The sequence below is a fragment of the Shewanella sp. HL-SH8 genome (genome assembly GCF_051165765.1).
In the GTDB taxonomy this organism is placed as follows: Bacteria; Pseudomonadota; Gammaproteobacteria; order Enterobacterales; family Shewanellaceae; genus Shewanella; species Shewanella glacialimarina.
The window spans coordinates 3,041,777-3,058,116 of sequence record NZ_CP195039.1 but is presented as its reverse complement, the minus strand read 5'-3'; the positions used below and the strand labels follow the sequence as shown (position 1 = coordinate 3,058,116).

Sequence of the window (16,340 nt, the reverse complement as noted above, 5' to 3'; positions counted from 1 at the left end):
TATTGTATGTCGATAAAGCGTTATTCCCGCCAGTTTTTTTTGCTATTGCTGTTGCTAGGCTTAGTCAGTTTACTGCCTTTGGTGTTTAACCAGGGCGTAGCGAGTACTTACCATTTTAAATCTAATTTTTACCTTACTGCCTGGCAAGGAAAAACGGCTATTGATGAAACCCAGTACCGTGACGCCTTAGCGGCGGCAACCAAAGCTTATGATTTAAATGATAGCAGCCCGCATTATGCGATTACTTTAGCTAAAGTGATGGAGTGGGGCATTTATTCAGGTTTTGATGCATTTACAAACGACGAGTTTAACCAGTTATTCAACCAGGCCATTAAGCTGCGCCACAATTGGCCTGCAGCCTACAGCGATTACGCGTTTAATTTGGCATTTTACCAGGCGAGACCCGATTTAGCCTTTGAGCAGCTACGCCTTGGGCTAGATTACGGCGCTTTTGCCCCTGAGGTAGTGCAACAGTTGTTAACGGTTGGCTTTGCTAATTGGGACACTATTGCCATGGAAGATAAGTATTTAGTGTTTGAAACCCTAAAAACTGCCGCCGGAATGGGTTATGACACCCGTCGCCATCTTGCTAGTGTTATGGGAACGTACCAGAAACAGTCTGTAGTGTGCAGCTATTTTAGCTACCAGTTAACCACGCTACCAGAGGGTACAGCCAACTGGATAGCACAAACTTTGTGTAAAAAAACTTAAGTTGACGCGTCATCCCGGTAGAGCTTTTGGACCGGGATCTATTACGTCATCCGGGTAATGTTTCTACTATGTCATCTGGGTATGTTTCTACTACGTCATCCCGGTAATGCTTCTGGGCCGGGATCTAAAGCTTTGGCACTTAAGCTAACGGCCAAAGCCAAGAACGGATCCCCGATAAAAGCATTCGAGGATGACGGCAAAATAAGCAAGCAAACTGGCTTTTACTACGTCATCCCGGTAATGCTTCTGGGCCGGGATCTAAAGCTTTGGCACTTAAGCTAACGGCCAAAGCCAAGAATGGATCCCCGATAAAAGCATTCGAGGATGACGGCAAAATAAGCATGGCAAACTGGCTTTTTTATTCGTTCAGCAAGAGGTTATTTAACGTTTTATGAAACCATCTTTATATGGCAGTTCTTTTTTTATTATTGCCCTGTGCATTTTATTGGTGTGGGCGCCTATTCCCCTTGCCAGTAATCGTATTTGGGCCTGGTCTATTATTGAGTTTTACATTATTAGTTTGTCGTGTTTGCATTTGGTATTTTGTGTTGTGCGTAGTCAGCCTTTATTTACCCAGTCGTGGCAGAAGTATGCTTTGTTGCCGATAGGCTTATTATTGCTGTTTACTTTTTTACAATGGACCGGATGGGTCAGTGGTATTGATACCGTAGATGGCTTTCAAACTTTTCAGCAGTTAATTAAAACCTTGTGTTATGGCTTATTTATTTACCTTTTAGCTGTGCATTGCCAGTCAGCCAGGCTGCTGCGTTGGGTGTGTATTGCTATTATTGTGTCTGGCTGTATTCAAGCATTTTACGGCAGCGTGCTGAATTTACTGGATTTACCAAAGTCGCCAATATTTGGTATTAGCGATGGTGATAGGGCAAGGGGATCATTTGTCTATCAAAACCATTTTGCTAACTTTTTAGCCCTGTCGATTAGCATTGCCTTTGGTTGGTTAATATCTGAGTTAAAAACAACCCGTTCAGGCCAATTTGATTTTAGAACCTTTATGTTAGGCGTGTTTGAAACCTTGATCAGCAGTAAAATTATTTTGCGCTTGGCGATTGTGATTATGATTATTGGTTTGATTTTAAGCCGCTCGCGCATGGGTAACGCTGGATTTTTTACCGCGTTAATAACCGTAGCCTTATTGGCCCTGGTGATTTATCGTAATCCGCCCCAAATGTTAAAGCCGCTGGTGATCAGTATTTTTATTTTAGATTTGATTATTGTTGGGTCTATATTTGGGGTCGAAAAGGTTAAGCAGCGTATTGAAGATACCTCATTTGCGGCTGAAACCCGTGATGATGTGGTGCGAGACAGTATTCCGATTATTGAACAACATTGGTTAACCGGTAACGGCGCCGGCAGTTTTTACACTGTTTTTCCGCAGTATCAAACCGTGCCTTACTCCGGTTTTTATGACCATGCCCATAATGACTATATTCAATTTGCAGTAGAATATGGGGTTGTCATTACAGCGTCACTTGGGTTGTGGATAATTTATTGTTTGTGGTTAGCTTGCCGAACCATGTATTTACGTAATAATAAACTGTACAAAGGCATTGCATTTGGTTGTGCGATGGCAATTGTGCATATGCTGATTCATTGTACGGTTGATTTTAATTTGCAGTCTCCGGCGAATACCTTGCTATTTTTGACTATATTAACCCTGTGTTGGTTGGTGCGTTATTTACCCACTGAGCAGGGTTCTAGGCTGCAAAAAGCGCCATAAGCGCCAGAAATATCATACTCGTTTTAGGCCTGGGTTAAGTTGCCAGAGTCAAATTATGTAAGCTGTTATAAATTATCAATTTTGTTTCATTTAGCGTTACGCTATATAAGGATATCTATGAAAGTTGTTATTCCCGTTGCAGGGCTAGGTACACGGATGCTGCCAGCGACTAAGGCTATTCCAAAAGAAATGCTGCCATTGGTGGATAAACCACTTATTCAATATATTGTTGATGAATGTGTTAGCGCTGGGGTGAAAGAAATTGTGTTGGTCACCCATGCCAGTAAAAACGCGATTGAAAACCATTTTGATAAATCTTACGAGCTTGAATCAACCCTAGAAAAACGGGTTAAGCGTCAGCTATTGCATGAAGTGCAGTCTATTTGCCCTAAAAATGTGACCATTATGCATGTGCGTCAAGGTGAAGCTAAAGGGCTAGGGCATGCCATTTTGTGTGCTAAGCCGTGTATTGGTGACAATCCGTTTGCTGTAGTGTTACCGGATGTTATTTTGGATTCTTATTCTGCTGACCAACGTACCGAAAACCTGGCGTCTATGCTAATTCGTTACCGCGAAACTCTTGCCAGCCAAATTATGGTTGCGCCAGTGCCGAATGATCAGGTTAATAAGTATGGTATTGCTGACTGTGGTGGCGAGAAGATTAACCCTGGTGATTCTACTAAAATATTCAACATGGTTGAAAAGCCTGAAATTGGCGAGGCGCCGTCTAACTTAGCGGTTGTTGGCCGTTATGTGTTGTCTGAAAAAATTTGGGATTTATTGGCTAAAACACCACCCGGTGCTGGCGATGAAATTCAGTTAACCGATGCGATTGATATGCTAATTGCCACTGAAACGGTTGAAGCATTCAATATGACAGGCAAGTCACATGACTGTGGCGATAAGCTTGGTTACATGAAAGCCTTTGTTGAATACGGTATACGCGACCCTAAATTGGGCGGCGAATTTAAAAAAGAGCTTGCTGGTTTATTAGAAGAATACCGCTAACACTGCTGATATTTAAGTCAATATACTGGGCTAATGCATCTGCAAAGGATGCATTAGTTTTTTTGTACGTTTAACATTAAATGCGATCATTTCTAGGCTTGGGGCATGTAAATAATTTTGTTCTCTTCTTTCCTTCTTTCCTTCTTTCCTTCTTTCCTTCTTTGTTAGTCGAATTACTCGCGTCATTAAGATTTGTGCTTAAGTGAAAGTAACTTGTTTTCATCAGTGCAACTAATTTACCCACAAATGCTACGTCTATGTATTACTGGCAGCGAGTTTTCAATGCTCTACTTTTGTCTTATAGACCTATTGCTAATGTTTCGTTTTTGTTAATTAAGACATATTGCATAGGATTAAAACAATAATTTGGAGAGCATGGATGAAACATTTAACACTCGCTACATTGATTTCTGGGGCAATGTTAGCAATGACAGGGTCGGCGCAAGCTGATACCGATATGACTTTTGGTGGCTATATTAAAGCCGATGTAATGTTTAGTGATTATGGCAATGGTGCACCTGAGTCGGGCAACTTATCACGCCAATTTTATGTGCCAGGTACTATTTATGGTAAAGAAGGCAGTGGCGAACAGGTTGTAGACTTTCAAGCCCGTGAAACTCGCTTTAATTTTAAAACCGTTACCGATATGGAAGGTGGTCATTCGTTAACTGGGTTTATTGAATTAGATTTTATGACCCATACCGACGGTAACGAGCGCGTATCAAACAGCTATTCACCGCGTATTCGCCATGCATTTGTTACCTATGATAACTGGACCATTGGTCAAACCTGGACCACATTTCAAAACCCTGGTGCATTACCCGATAACTTAGATTTTGTTGGTGCAGCCGATGGTACGCCGTTTGTGCGTCAATCATTGATTAAATACACTAACGGTAGTTTCCAGTTTGCATTAGAAAACCCTGAAACCACTTTAACCCCAAATGGTGGTGGCGGTCGTATTACTAGCGGTAGTGGCGTGATTCCTGATGTGGTTGCACGTTACAACTTTACCTCAGAAGGTGGCGCTGCTTACTCACTAGCGGGTATTGTGCGTCAATTGAACATTGAAGAGACACAGGGCGGCACTCTGCTTGATGCCAGCGAAATGGGTTATGGTGTCAGCTTTGCGGGTGTTATTCCGGTGGGCAAAGATGATTTTAAATTCACTGCTACCTATGGTGAAGGTTTAGGCCGTTACATGGCATTAAACTATGCTAACGCGGGTGTATTGGATGCCAATGGCGACATTGAGACCATTACCTCTTATGGTGGTTTTGCAGCCTATCGTCACTGGTGGAATGATCAATGGCGCACTAGCGTGACATTATCAGGATTTTCAGCAGACAATAACGCTACGTTAACGGGTGGCGGCGTAAACAAAGAAGCTTACTCAAGCTACATTAACTTACTGTATTCACCGTCTAAGCCTGTGACCTTTGGTGTTGAGTTTATGCGTGCATTGAACGAGAGAGAAAACGGCACAGATGGCGATTTAAATCGCATTATGTTCTCGGCTAAATACGTACTTTAAGTGATTTTAGCTCGGGTTAATCACTGAGATTACCGATAAAAAAAGGGCCATAACTTTGTTATGGCCCTTTTTTATTATCAACAATTTAGTCTAGTAGACCATGTTGACGAACATATTGATCATATTCGGTATAGCCACCGATTGGGGCTTCATCAACAAATACCTGTGGTACCGTTTCTACTGTTTTACCAACACTTTTTGATAAGTCAGCTTTAGAAATACCTTCAGCGTGAATATCTACATATTTAAATTTAAAATCTTCACGATGTGCGGCTAATTTTTCAGATAACTCAACAGCTCGAACACAATACGGACAGCCTGGACGGCCAAAAATAACAACAAACATAGTAACTCCTACTTGGCTAGATGGTGTGTTTATAGCACAACTTTTTTGCAAATGATAACGTGATTAAATGAATTTAGCTTAACCCAAATAAATACCCCGAATAAAGCTAACTGAAATCTGTTTTATGTTTACCTTGATAGTCAAAAAATAGATCAATTAATTTCCAGTGATGTTTTTGTTTTTTTAGTAATAATAAGTCGGGTTTTCTAAAGCGGCTCTGGTCACTCAGAACCTGTTCTGCTTTGTCATATCGCGGATGTAACATACCAGGCGTTCGGGTGTGACTAAGCACAAATACCGCGTAAAAGGCCTTTCTTTGTGCTGGGGTATCAAACTTAAAGCTTTGTTTAAAGTCATTACCTTCAATATCTATGTAGCGCACTAGCAAACCCTGTTCATTTTGGCTTATTAACATCTCTTGGCATTTGAACAAGTGGTGATGTTGCGACTGCAATACTTGCTTTAAGCGCTTATCAGGGTCGATGAGTGTTGAGTTGCAGGTTTGGCAAATGCGCGCGGCGATATCGTTTTCTGCGCCACAGTCTGGACACACTTTAGAGCGAAAGCGAAAGTCGCATTGTTGTTCGGTATTGGCTGTTTTAGCTTTTACCGTCGCGGTATTAGCAGCAACAAGTCCCTGACATCGGCGGCCAAAATGTTCGATGATGTCACCGTCGTTATCGACTAGTCCCCAAAATGTATTAGCAAATTGGCACACAGGGCAGTGCACTTGTACCGGCACTGACTTGCTATTGGGTTTGGCCTGGCCCACTTCAGGGTAATATAAGTCAAAACCATTGGCGGCGTAGTCAATCACTAAACAATCGGTTTTACCTGGCGCTAAACGCAGTCCACGTCCCACCATTTGTTGAAATAAGCTTACCGATGCCGTAGGCCTTAAAATCGCAATTAAGTCGACATGGGGCGCGTCAAAGCCGGTTGTGAGTACGGCCACGTTGACAATGTATTTAATCTGCTGCGCTTTAAAGGCGTCGATAATGGTGTCGCGTTCATTATGGGGCGTGGCAGCAGTGATTAATGCTGCTTTGGTTGGCTTGGCGGCATTGTCGATAAGCTTGTTTAATAAGCCAATAATTTCCTGCGCGTGACGTACGGTTGCGGCAAAAATAATCACCCCTTTACGGGTGTTTGCCAGTTGGACGATTTGTTTGACTATTGCGGTTGTGGCACGGCCTTGATGATTCAGTAAAGATTCGACTTCCTGCTGATTAAACTCGCCGTTTTCTGTCGGTTCAAGTTGACTAAAATCGTACTGGGCACTGAGGCCATCAAATAACTTAGGCGCAGTTAAAAAGCCTTGCTTGATAAGCGGGCGCATGGGTAATTCAAAAATACATTTATCGAACACTGCAGTGTCAGTATTGCCAATTTTACCGTGGTAATGGTGATGATATATCCAACCAATGCCCAGACGATAGGGGGTTGCAGTAAGCCCTAAGATTTTAATGGCTGGATTTTGCTTTTTTAGGTGCTGCAGAATTTGCTGATATTGGCTGGTTTTTTCATTACTGACACGATGGCATTCATCAATAATCACCAGCGAAAAAGGCTGGTTGAATTTATCTAATGCCCGCGCTGCTGACTGTACGCTGGCGACGACGGTTTTGCCGTTGGCTTTTTTCTGGTTTAATCCGGCAGAGTAAATATTGGCAGCCTGGGTGAGTAAGCCGACTTTTTCAGCATTTTGCGCAACTAACTCTTTTACATGGGTGAGTACTAATACATTGCCGTTGGCGATGCGTGCCAGTTCAGCAATAACAATGCTTTTACCTGCACCCGTTGGCAAAGCCAATACGGCAGATTGTTGGCTGCTGCGAAAGTGCTTGATGGCGGCGTTAACCGAATCCTGTTGGTAATCGCGCAGTTGCAAAGTAGGTGCGTCAGTAGAAGCTTTCAAATATTCGGTTCAACATGCATTGGGTTAGCTATGGTTGGATAATATCATGGTTATAGGGCTAGGTTAGCTTTAACGGCTTCAACAAAGGTTCTGGAAACCGGCACTTCAAGGTGATTGGTTAACAACAATGACATTTTTCTATTTTCTTTATTGACCGACACCACGGCATGGTTTGCTACCCACCAGGATCTATGTGTTTGCAGCCCAGGAAACCCTTCTAGCTGCATTAAGGCATCTTTTAAGCGCATTAACAGCATATGTTGGCCTTTATCTGTGTGTACTTTTAAATAGTGATCATCCATTTCTAAACACAGCAATTGTCCGCGCTTTTCTAATGGTAATAAGCCCATAAACTGTTCAATTTGAAGGGTATCTATATCACGACTTTGTTGATGCTGTTCAATGACCTTTTGCGATTGCTCAATGACGTGTTTTGATTGTTCAAGTTGCTGTTTTTGATGATTAACATGATTTTGTAACATGCTGACAAAGGTAATAATGCTGCCAATAACCAGGGTGTTAGGCAGCGCGAGTAGAAAATTATCAGCTAATTGTAATGTGTGTTCAAAAAATAGCCAGCCAATAAAAGGCACAATTAGGCTCATTATTAGGCTGGCTAACAGTGATGATATTGCTACCCGTTGCCAGAGCGTAGTGATGCTTTTTGCTAAGTATTTATGGCCTAAATTGATCAGTGGCATATAAATTAAATAGCCACAAATACAGGTAAACACCCAGTAGCTCATCGACAATAATAGGCTGAATTGATCCATGCCGAAGGGGCGCATAAAGCCAATAAATAATCCAATAAACACCACAATAAGCAGTTGGCGCAGTAATTTTTTTCTAGTGGGTTCAGATTTTAGTTGTTGATTATTTACGGGTATTTCACGATTCGTCAAAGGTACACATTCCTTTTTAGTTACATTTTACGAAGTTTTTGGGTCACTTTACGAAAAGCGACTTTAATTTTTTATCGCTCCATTCTATCGTCTTTTCAACACGAAGCAATGGCGAGATTGGCTCGGCTTATGTCGAGGCGAACTGCCAATTAAGATAACCCCTTTATCACAGACGATAGGAACATAAAAATGACTAGATTAACGACTAAACTGACTGGCGCATTGGCACATAATGCCGTGACTCAATTCACTCAGAGCAACAGCAGCAATATGAGTAAATCATCGTTATTAGCCGTTTCATTGCTGTTTGCATCAATGTGGGTTAATTCATCCACTTTTGCTGCGGATATTAAGCTTGAGATTACAGGGGTCAATGCCCAGCAAAGTAAGATTTATGTGCAGCTGTTTAATGGTGAAGATAATTACTTAAATGGCAATGCGCTAACTGCGACTTACATTCAGGCTAAAGCGGGACTTAATTTTGTGTCTTTTACCGATGTTCCCGCAGGTGAGTATGCGGTGCGCTTTTTTCAGGACGAAAATAATAACGGCACGTTAGACACCAATTTATTTGGTTTGCCGTCTGAAGGGTATGGTTTTTCTAACAATGCTAAACCTAATTATGGTCCGGTTGCTTATACGGACGCTGCTTTCACGGTCACTGAAGACGCATCAACCCAGATTAACCACACACAAATTATTTATTAAGCCACTCATTTGTGAGATGGCAATTCTAGAGATGGCAATTTTGAAGATGACAATTTTGGAGGTGAGCATGCAACGCAGACAGTTTTTAAAAGGCATGGGAATAATAGGCGCATCAAGCATGCTGCCCGGTGCAGTGAATGCGTTGGCATCTTCTGCTCCTACTGTGGTTAATATTAAGCAGCAATTTAATCAGGCGCTGGCACAGCACCCTGAGTTAATTGGTTTTGCCAATGTTGACGCTAACTTTGAGCCGCAACCGCTGACGATTGAAGGGCGTATTCCTGCCGATTTACAAGGTGTTTTTTATCGTAACGGCCCTGGTAAATATGAGCGTGGCGATATTCGTTATCTACATGCCTTTGAAGGCGACGGTATGTTGCAGCGTTTTGAAATTAGCGACCAGAAAATAGTCCACCGTGGCCAATTTGTTAACACGCCTAAGTTTGCTAAAGAGCAGCAGGCGCAGCAGTTTGTTTATTCAGGCCCTGATACTAAAATTGCCCATGCTTTGCCTGTGACCAGCGCTGATACGGTTAATACCGCTAATACCAATATTATTGCGGTGGGAGATGATCTTTGGGCGCTGTGGGAGGCGGGATCTCCTACCCAAATTGACCGAAATACCATGCAGTTTACTCAACAGGTTAATTTAGGCGCAGGGTCTAAATATGACAGTAGTTTACAAGGACTGCCTTTTTCAGCGCACCCTAAAGTTGACCCTAATGGGGATATTTGGAATTTTGGTTTGCATCCATCAGGTCAGGTGGTGATTTATCAATTAGCGGCTAATGGCAAGGTTAAAAATGTGGGGCTAATTAATAGCCAATACCGTGGCGGTATGTTGCATGACTTTTTGATTACAGACAAAAGTGTGTTGATCATTTTACCGTCATTGGTTGTTGATAAGGCGATTGAAGGTAATTTTGCCCGTACTCAATATAATAGCGATATGCCAATGAGTGTATTGGTGATAAATAAGCAGTCACTTAAGGTGACTAAACGCTTTGAATTACCCGCAGGTTTTGCGTTTCATTATGGTAATGCGTGGGAAGAAGCCAATGGCACCATTCATTTTGACGCCAGTTTGTATCCTAATGTTGATGTGCTGCATAAGTTGGCGAATGTGATGCAAGGTAAGATGTCGCAGGCAAGTGTCAAGGCGCAAACAGCCCTGTTTAGTTTATATATTGATGGCACTTATGATATGCAAACCGTGGGCGATAGCAGTGAGTTTCCGCGGGTATGTAACCATCTAGTGGGGCTTAAAAATCAGTATTTGTATCACTTATCAGCTAAATCAAGCAGCTTATGGAGCGATACCTTATCGTCTTTGCATATTGATAGCGGTGCGACGCAGCATTATCATTTTGGCGATGATTATTTAGTTGAAGAGCATGTTAGTGTTTGCCCTAAAGGCGTTGAGGGCTGCGGCTACTTAATGGGTACAGCATTACACGTGCCTAGCAAACGCACTTGCTTGAATATTTTTGCGGCGAATGACTTAGCAGCAGGGCCATTAGCCAGAGCCTGGTTACCTTACCATTTACCGCTTGGGTTTCACGGCAATTTTATGGCGAGTTAGTGGCCATTTAAACAGTATTGGCTGCAAGATTAACACTTAGGTGCTTAACTGTTCCACTTCGCTAAAAGCAGAGCAAAAAAAGCCCCTCATTATGAGGGGCGAAAAAGAGAAACTGGTTAGAATTCTCTTGGGTGGATGGAAATCAAGTAATAGAAATAAGCATTTGGATATTAAGCGAGCAAAAGAGTTGAGCAGTAGGGTTAACTGATCAACTCATATTATTTTTATTCTGTTTTGTTTAAACGAGATTCTATCAAGGTGTCAATCACTGCTGGATCTGCCAGTGTTGAAGAGTCACCTAGGTTAGTCACTTCGTTAGCGGCAATCTTACGTAAGAAGCGACGCATGATTTTGCCTGAACGGGTTTTAGGTAAACCGGTTGCCCACTGAATTAAATCAGGTGTGGCTAAGGCGCCGATTTCTTTACGAACCCACTGACGTAACTCTTGACGCAACTCTTCTGTTGGTTCGACATCACGAGTTAACGTGACGTAGGCATAAATACCTTGTCCTTTAATATCATGCGGATAACCTACAACAGCTGCCTCTGCGACCAGTTCATGTGCCACAAGTGCACTTTCAACTTCTGCGGTACCTAGGCGGTGACCAGATACGTTAATCACGTCATCCACTCGGCCAGTTATCCAGTAGTAACCGTCTTCATCACGGCGGGCACCGTCTCCGGTAAAGTACATACCGCGGAAGGTTTTAAAGTAGGTTAGGGCGAAACGGTCGTGGTCGCCATAAATGGTGCGCATTTGTCCTGGCCATGAGTCAAGAATAACTAAGTTACCCTCAGCTGCACCTTCAACAATTTCACCCATGTTATCAACCAGTGCTGGTTGAACACCAAAGAATGGTCGCGTTGCAGAACCTGGTTTAGTATCAGTTGCGCCTGGTAATGGGCTGATCAAAATGCCACCGGTTTCGGTTTGCCACCAGGTATCGACAATTGGACATTGCTCATTACCAATGACTTCGTGGTACCAGCGCCATGCTTCAGGGTTAATGGGTTCGCCGACTGAGCCCATAATGCGCAGTGAATCACCTTTGTAATCACTGAACTGTTCTTTACCTTCAGCCATTAATGCGCGGATTAATGTTGGCGCGGTATAAAGAATGTTCACTTTATGACGGTCAATCATTTCACCTATGCGTGAAGGTGTTGGCGCATTTGGCACCCCTTCATGAATTAACACGGTTGCACCGTTGGCTAATGGGCCATAAACCATGTAAGAGTGTCCGGTGATCCAACCTACGTCGGCGGTACACCAGTAAACTTCACCTGGTTTATAATCAAATACGTATTCGTGGGTCATTGATGCGTAAACCATGTAACCGCCTGTGGTGTGCAACACACCTTTAGGGTTACCGGTTGAACCTGAGGTATAAAGTAGAAATAGTGGGTCTTCTGCACCCATTTCTTCATACGGGCAATGCTCAGATGCTACTTCCATTAATGAGTGCCACCACACATCGCGGCCTTCTACCCAATCAATGTTGCCGCCAGTACGTTTAAGTACAATGACTTTTTCGACGCAATCAACATCAGGGTGAGCGATTGCTTCATCAACGCTGCGCTTAAGCGGGATTTTACGTCCACCGCGAACACCTTCATCAGAGGTAATGACTACTTTAGATTTGCCGTCAATTACACGTGATGCGATTGAGTCTGGTGAGAAGCCGCCAAAAACAACAGAATGAATTGCACCAATACGAGCACAGGCAAGCATAGCTACCGCAGCTTCTGGCACCATGGGCATATAAATAGTGACGACATCGCCTCTAACAACGCCCTGGCCTTTAAGGGCGTTAGCAAACTTACAGACATCGGCATGCAGTTCTGCGTAGGTGATTTTACGCTGTTCGTTAGCGTCATCGCCTTCCCAAATAATGGCAACAGTGTCGCCATTTTTTTCAAGGTGGCGGTCCAAACAGTTGGCTGAAGCATTTAGTGTGCCGTCATAAAACCAATTGATTGATAAGTTATGGTCATCAAACGAGGTTTGTTTTATCTTAGTGTAAGGCTTGATCCAGTCAATGCGTTTACCGTGTTCTCTCCAAAAACCTTCTGGATTAACAATAGATTCCTGGTACATTTTTTTATATTGATCGTTATTGACCAGTGCATTTTCAGCGATAGCGCTAGGCACTTTGTAAAGAGACTGCGAGCTCATAGGGGCTTCCCTTTCTATAAATGGCGTGGTTAAAGTATCATCTGCAACAGGCTTGTAACACTATTAGACCTTGGTCTAGTTTGAGAAAGTCCTTATTATTTAACCTGTTGCACGTGCTAAACTGAGGTTCAATTGTACATATATGCCGCGAATTTAATAGGGCGGCATAATATTGATTGTTTAATCGACAAATGTTGCAGGCTTTGAAAAGATAACCAGATAATAATAAGAATGAGATCGAATGACTCATTCAATAATTCAAGGTAATGAATCGCGTTATGAATTTAACCCTTTTTGTGGCAATTATTGCCGTATGTTATGTGTCGCTATTATTCACTTTAGCGTGGGGCGCAGAGCGTTGGTATGGCAAAATTAGCCAAAAAGTTCAGTTATGGATTTATGGCTTAAGTCTGGCGGTATATTGTTCGTCGTGGAGTTTTTTGGGCACGGTAGGGCAGTCGGCTAATGACCTTTGGTCGTTCTTGCCTATTTTTGTTGGCCCGATCATCATTTTTACTTTTGGCTTTGGTTTATTGCGCAAAATGGTGGTGGTGTCTAAAGCGCAAAATATCACCTCAGTAGCGGACTTTATTGCCGCCCGCTATGGTAAGTCGCAGCTATTAGCCGCGTTAGTCACATTGATTGCCTTATTTGGCATTATGCCTTATATCGCGCTGCAGCTTAAGGCTATGGTGTTTTCGCTTAACTTATTTCAACCTGAAGATTCGCCGCTTAATCCCCAGGGCGTGCCGTTACTGATCACCTTTATTCTGGCGGTGTTTGCCATTCTTTTTGGTACCCGAAAACTGGATGCTACTGAACATAACCCCGGCATGATGGTGGCCATTGCGTTTGAATCTCTGGTGAAGTTAACGGCTTTTATGCTGGTGGGCGTAGTGATTAGCTTTGGCTATTTTGATGGTTTTGGTGATATTTGGCGCCAAGCTAGTGAACGCGATTTGATTGAGTTTGGTGAGTTACGAGTTGGGGCGTTATTACCGGAATTGATTGTTGGTATGGCGGCATTTTTGTGTATGCCAAGGCAATTTCATGTGATGGTGGTGGAGTGCGGTGGCGAGTCGGTGCTTAAGAAAGCCCGTTGGATTTTTCCGGTTTATTTAGCCTTATTTGGTATTTTTGTAGCGCCGTTAGCATTGGCGGGGAAAATTCTACTGGGTGACAGTGTTGCTGCTGACACCTATGTGATTAATCTGCCGTTGGCATTAGAGCAGCCCATTATTGCTGTTATTGCATTACTAGGCACTTTATCAGCCGCCACAGGAATGGTGATTGTGGCTGTGGTGACCATTAGCATTATGATCAGCAATGAGTGGTTAGTGCCGATTATGTTGCGTACTGGCCAGATAAGGAAAAAGAACTTTAGCCAGTTTTCACAGTTGTTACTGAATGCCAGACGTTTAGCCATAGTGCTCATTTTAGGGTTTGGTTATATCAGTTATTTAACCCTGGCGGATAGTGACTCGCTGTCGCATTTAGGCATGCTGTCTTTTGGCGCTTTTGCACAACTTGCCCCGGCATTAATTGGTGGATTATATTGGAAATACGGTAACCGTAGTGGGGTATTTTTAGGTCTGGGTGTGGGCTTTAGTTTATGGTGTTACATTTTGTTTTTTAGCACCAATGATGTGAGTGCGTTATCGCACTTTGGCGCTAATCAAGGTGTTTTAGAGTCAATAAAACCTAATGTTAGCGATACCCTCATTGCACTTTTAGCCAATATTATTTGCTATGTATTGGGCTCGTTGTGGTTTAGAACTGGGGTGGCTGAGCGTATTCAGGCCAGTAGTTTTGTTAAACCCTGGAATTTAAAACAAAATGACAATAAGCGCCAAAGCCCTATTGCACAACAAGACTTATTAATTCTTGCTAGCCGCTTTGTTAGCCCCACACGGGCATATGAAAGTTTTAGCCGATTTTCTCCCGATGCCGTTAAAAGTGATAGCTGGCATAAAGCTGCACCCGATGAGCTTATTGCCCACACAGAACATATGTTAGCGGGCATATTGGGGGCATCTAGTGCTAAGTTAGTGATGGACTCTGTTATGCAAGGGCGAGACTTGGCCTTAGATGAAGTATTCAGTTTAGTGGATGAAGCATCCTCTAAAATTATGCTTAGCCAGGATATGCTACGTGGCGCGATTGAGCATGCCTATGAGGGCATGAGTGTGGTGGATAAAGACCTTAACTTAATGGCATGGAATTATAAATATTCTGAGCTTTACCAGTATCCTGAAGGTTTTTTGAAACAAGGTATGCCAATTAGTGAAGTGGTGCGATTTAATGCCGCCAGAGGTTTTTGTGGTACGGGTGATATTGAAGACCAAGTGAATGTGCGGGTACAGCATATGCGCAACGGTACACAGCATATTTCTGAGCGCGAAAGAAGGGATGGTAAAGTCATCAAAATTCAAGGTAACCCTATGCCTGACGGTGGTTTTGTGATGACGTTTACCGATATTACCCAATATCGTTTACAGGAAAAAGCCTTAAAAGAAGCCAATGAAACCTTGGAGGAACGGGTTAAATCTCGTACCTATGAGTTGGCTATGTTGAATAGCGAATTACTGGAAGCTAAAGCCCAGGAAGAGTTGGCTAACGCCTCTAAAACGCGATTTTTAGCCGCCGTGGGGCATGATCTTATGCAGCCTTTGAATGCTGCCAGATTATTTACCGCGTCATTAGCGCAATACCCTAATTTAGATTTAGAGGCACAAACTACGCTTACCCATGTCAACAGCTCATTGAAAACTGCCGGTGAGTTATTAACTGATTTATTAGATATTTCCAAGCTGGATTCTGGCAATGTTGAGGTTAATCGCCGTGATTTTGCTATTGGAGAGTTGCTTAATGCGCTGGCGATAGAGTTTGATGCGATGGCGCAAGACAGTCAGATTAATTTTAGTATGGTGCGTTCAACATTAACGGTTAACTCAGACCCTGCGCTGTTAAGACGTATTTTGCAAAACTTTTTAACTAATGCTTATCGCTACGCCCGTGGCGGTAGAGTGTTAATGGGTTGTCGTCGACAAGGTCAGTATATCGAGATTCAAGTCTTTGATACTGGCTGCGGCATTGCTGAAGACGATATACAAGAAATTTTCCGCGAGTTTAAACGCCTTAACCATCCAAGTAGTCGCAACATTAGCGGATTAGGCTTGGGATTGGCGATTGCCGATAGAATAAGCAAGGTGCTGGGACATGAAATCAATGTAACTTCAGAGCTGGGTGAAGGTTCTATGTTTTCCATCAAAGTGCCGCTAGGACAAACCGTGCACCAGGTTGAAAGCAAACCAACCGCAAGCTTATTACAACCCCTGGCAGGGGTGAAAGTATTATGTATTGATAATGAAGAAGCCATTTTAGCGGGATTAGAATCTTTATTAACCCGATGGCAGTGTGAAGTGGTGTGCGCCAAAGATTTAGCCGATGCGCGGATTAAGTTAGGCCTAAAAGGCATAGCGCCAGATATTGTGTTAGCTGATTATCACCTTGATGATGATCAAAATGGTGTGGATGCGATGGACGGTATTCGTGCCCGATATGGGGAACATTTACCGGGTATTTTGATTACCGCCAACACCAACAAACAGTTAGTAGAAGACGTTGAGAGGCGCGGCTATCATTATATGGCGAAAATGATTAAACCTGCGGCGTTAAGGGCACTTATTTCAAGTTTAGTTAAGCAATGATTTAGT

Annotated in this window: 11 protein-coding genes; 7 read left to right on the top strand and 4 right to left on the bottom strand. The window is 42.9% G+C overall.

The window, feature by feature from the left end:
* The first annotated feature begins 6 nt into the window (after positions 1–6).
* The 4 genes from ACRWQN_RS13430 (at position 7) to ACRWQN_RS13415 (ending at position 4,991) form a co-directional block, all read left to right on the top strand.
* A complete protein-coding gene (locus ACRWQN_RS13430) occupies positions 7–711 on the top strand; it encodes a hypothetical protein (protein ID WP_434938281.1) in 705 nt (234 codons plus the stop codon).
* 391 nt (positions 712–1,102) lie between these two features.
* Positions 1,103–2,449, top strand: a complete 1,347-nt coding sequence (locus ACRWQN_RS13425; protein WP_434938279.1) for an O-antigen ligase family protein — start codon at positions 1,103–1,105, stop codon at positions 2,447–2,449.
* A gap of 117 nt (positions 2,450–2,566) precedes the next feature.
* The gene (gene galU, locus ACRWQN_RS13420) at positions 2,567–3,457 is read left to right on the top strand and encodes a UTP--glucose-1-phosphate uridylyltransferase GalU (RefSeq protein WP_434938277.1); all 891 of its coding nucleotides are present in this window, start codon (positions 2,567–2,569) and stop codon (positions 3,455–3,457) included.
* A gap of 379 nt (positions 3,458–3,836) precedes the next feature.
* Entirely contained in the window at positions 3,837–4,991 is a 1,155-nt protein-coding gene (locus ACRWQN_RS13415; protein WP_434938275.1) for a DcaP family trimeric outer membrane transporter, read from the top strand.
* Between the two features lie 85 nt (positions 4,992–5,076).
* Here ACRWQN_RS13415 and ACRWQN_RS13410 read toward each other — a convergent pair whose 3' ends face one another.
* The 3 genes from ACRWQN_RS13410 to ACRWQN_RS13400 all read right to left on the bottom strand — a co-directional run bounded on the left by ACRWQN_RS13410 (position 5,077) and on the right by ACRWQN_RS13400 (position 8,157).
* Complete coding sequence (locus ACRWQN_RS13410; RefSeq protein WP_226414840.1) at positions 5,077–5,337, bottom strand: GrxA family glutaredoxin; 261 nt, start codon at positions 5,335–5,337, stop codon at positions 5,077–5,079.
* Between the two features lie 106 nt (positions 5,338–5,443).
* Positions 5,444–7,255, bottom strand: coding sequence for a DEAD/DEAH box helicase family protein (locus tag ACRWQN_RS13405; protein WP_434938273.1), 1,812 nt, complete (start codon positions 7,253–7,255; stop codon positions 5,444–5,446).
* 50 nt (positions 7,256–7,305) lie between these two features.
* Positions 7,306–8,157 (bottom strand): LytTR family DNA-binding domain-containing protein, encoded by an 852-nt coding sequence (locus ACRWQN_RS13400; RefSeq protein ID WP_434938272.1) that lies wholly within the window; start codon positions 8,155–8,157, stop codon positions 7,306–7,308.
* 189 nt (positions 8,158–8,346) lie between these two features.
* Between ACRWQN_RS13400 and ACRWQN_RS13395 the strand changes: the two genes are divergently transcribed.
* On the top strand, positions 8,347–8,865 hold the full coding sequence (locus ACRWQN_RS13395; RefSeq protein ID WP_434938270.1) for a DUF2141 domain-containing protein: 519 nt from the start codon (positions 8,347–8,349) through the stop codon (positions 8,863–8,865).
* Between the two features lie 67 nt (positions 8,866–8,932).
* Positions 8,933–10,447 (top strand): carotenoid oxygenase family protein, encoded by a 1,515-nt coding sequence (locus ACRWQN_RS13390; RefSeq protein ID WP_434938268.1) that lies wholly within the window; start codon positions 8,933–8,935, stop codon positions 10,445–10,447.
* A 224-nt stretch (positions 10,448–10,671) separates the two neighbouring features.
* On the opposite strand, the gene acs is transcribed toward ACRWQN_RS13390, so the two are convergent.
* Positions 10,672–12,624, bottom strand: coding sequence for an acetate--CoA ligase (acs, locus tag ACRWQN_RS13385; protein ID WP_434931628.1), 1,953 nt, complete (start codon positions 12,622–12,624; stop codon positions 10,672–10,674).
* Between the two features lie 278 nt (positions 12,625–12,902).
* Between acs and ACRWQN_RS13380 the strand changes: the two genes are divergently transcribed.
* Positions 12,903–16,334 (top strand): hybrid sensor histidine kinase/response regulator, encoded by a 3,432-nt coding sequence (locus tag ACRWQN_RS13380; protein WP_434938266.1) that lies wholly within the window; start codon positions 12,903–12,905, stop codon positions 16,332–16,334.
* Positions 16,335–16,340: the final 6 nt, after the last annotated feature.

Excerpts from the sequence above, each read along its gene's own strand:
- ACRWQN_RS13430 (WP_434938281.1), top strand. The coding sequence starts at position 7 with ATGTCGATAAAGCGTTATTCCCGCCAGTTTTTTTTGCTATTGCTGTTG.
- ACRWQN_RS13425 (WP_434938279.1), top strand. The coding sequence starts at position 1,103 with ATGAAACCATCTTTATATGGCAGTTCTTTTTTTATTATTGCCCTGTGC.
- galU (WP_434938277.1), top strand. The coding sequence starts at position 2,567 with ATGAAAGTTGTTATTCCCGTTGCAGGGCTAGGTACACGGATGCTGCCA.
- ACRWQN_RS13415 (WP_434938275.1), top strand. The coding sequence starts at position 3,837 with ATGAAACATTTAACACTCGCTACATTGATTTCTGGGGCAATGTTAGCA.
- ACRWQN_RS13410 (WP_226414840.1), bottom strand. The coding sequence starts at position 5,337 with ATGTTTGTTGTTATTTTTGGCCGTCCAGGCTGTCCGTATTGTGTTCGA.
- ACRWQN_RS13395 (WP_434938270.1), top strand. The coding sequence starts at position 8,347 with ATGACTAGATTAACGACTAAACTGACTGGCGCATTGGCACATAATGCC.
- ACRWQN_RS13390 (WP_434938268.1), top strand. The coding sequence starts at position 8,933 with ATGCAACGCAGACAGTTTTTAAAAGGCATGGGAATAATAGGCGCATCA.
- acs (WP_434931628.1), bottom strand. The coding sequence starts at position 12,624 with ATGAGCTCGCAGTCTCTTTACAAAGTGCCTAGCGCTATCGCTGAAAAT.
- ACRWQN_RS13380 (WP_434938266.1), top strand. The coding sequence starts at position 12,903 with ATGAATTTAACCCTTTTTGTGGCAATTATTGCCGTATGTTATGTGTCG.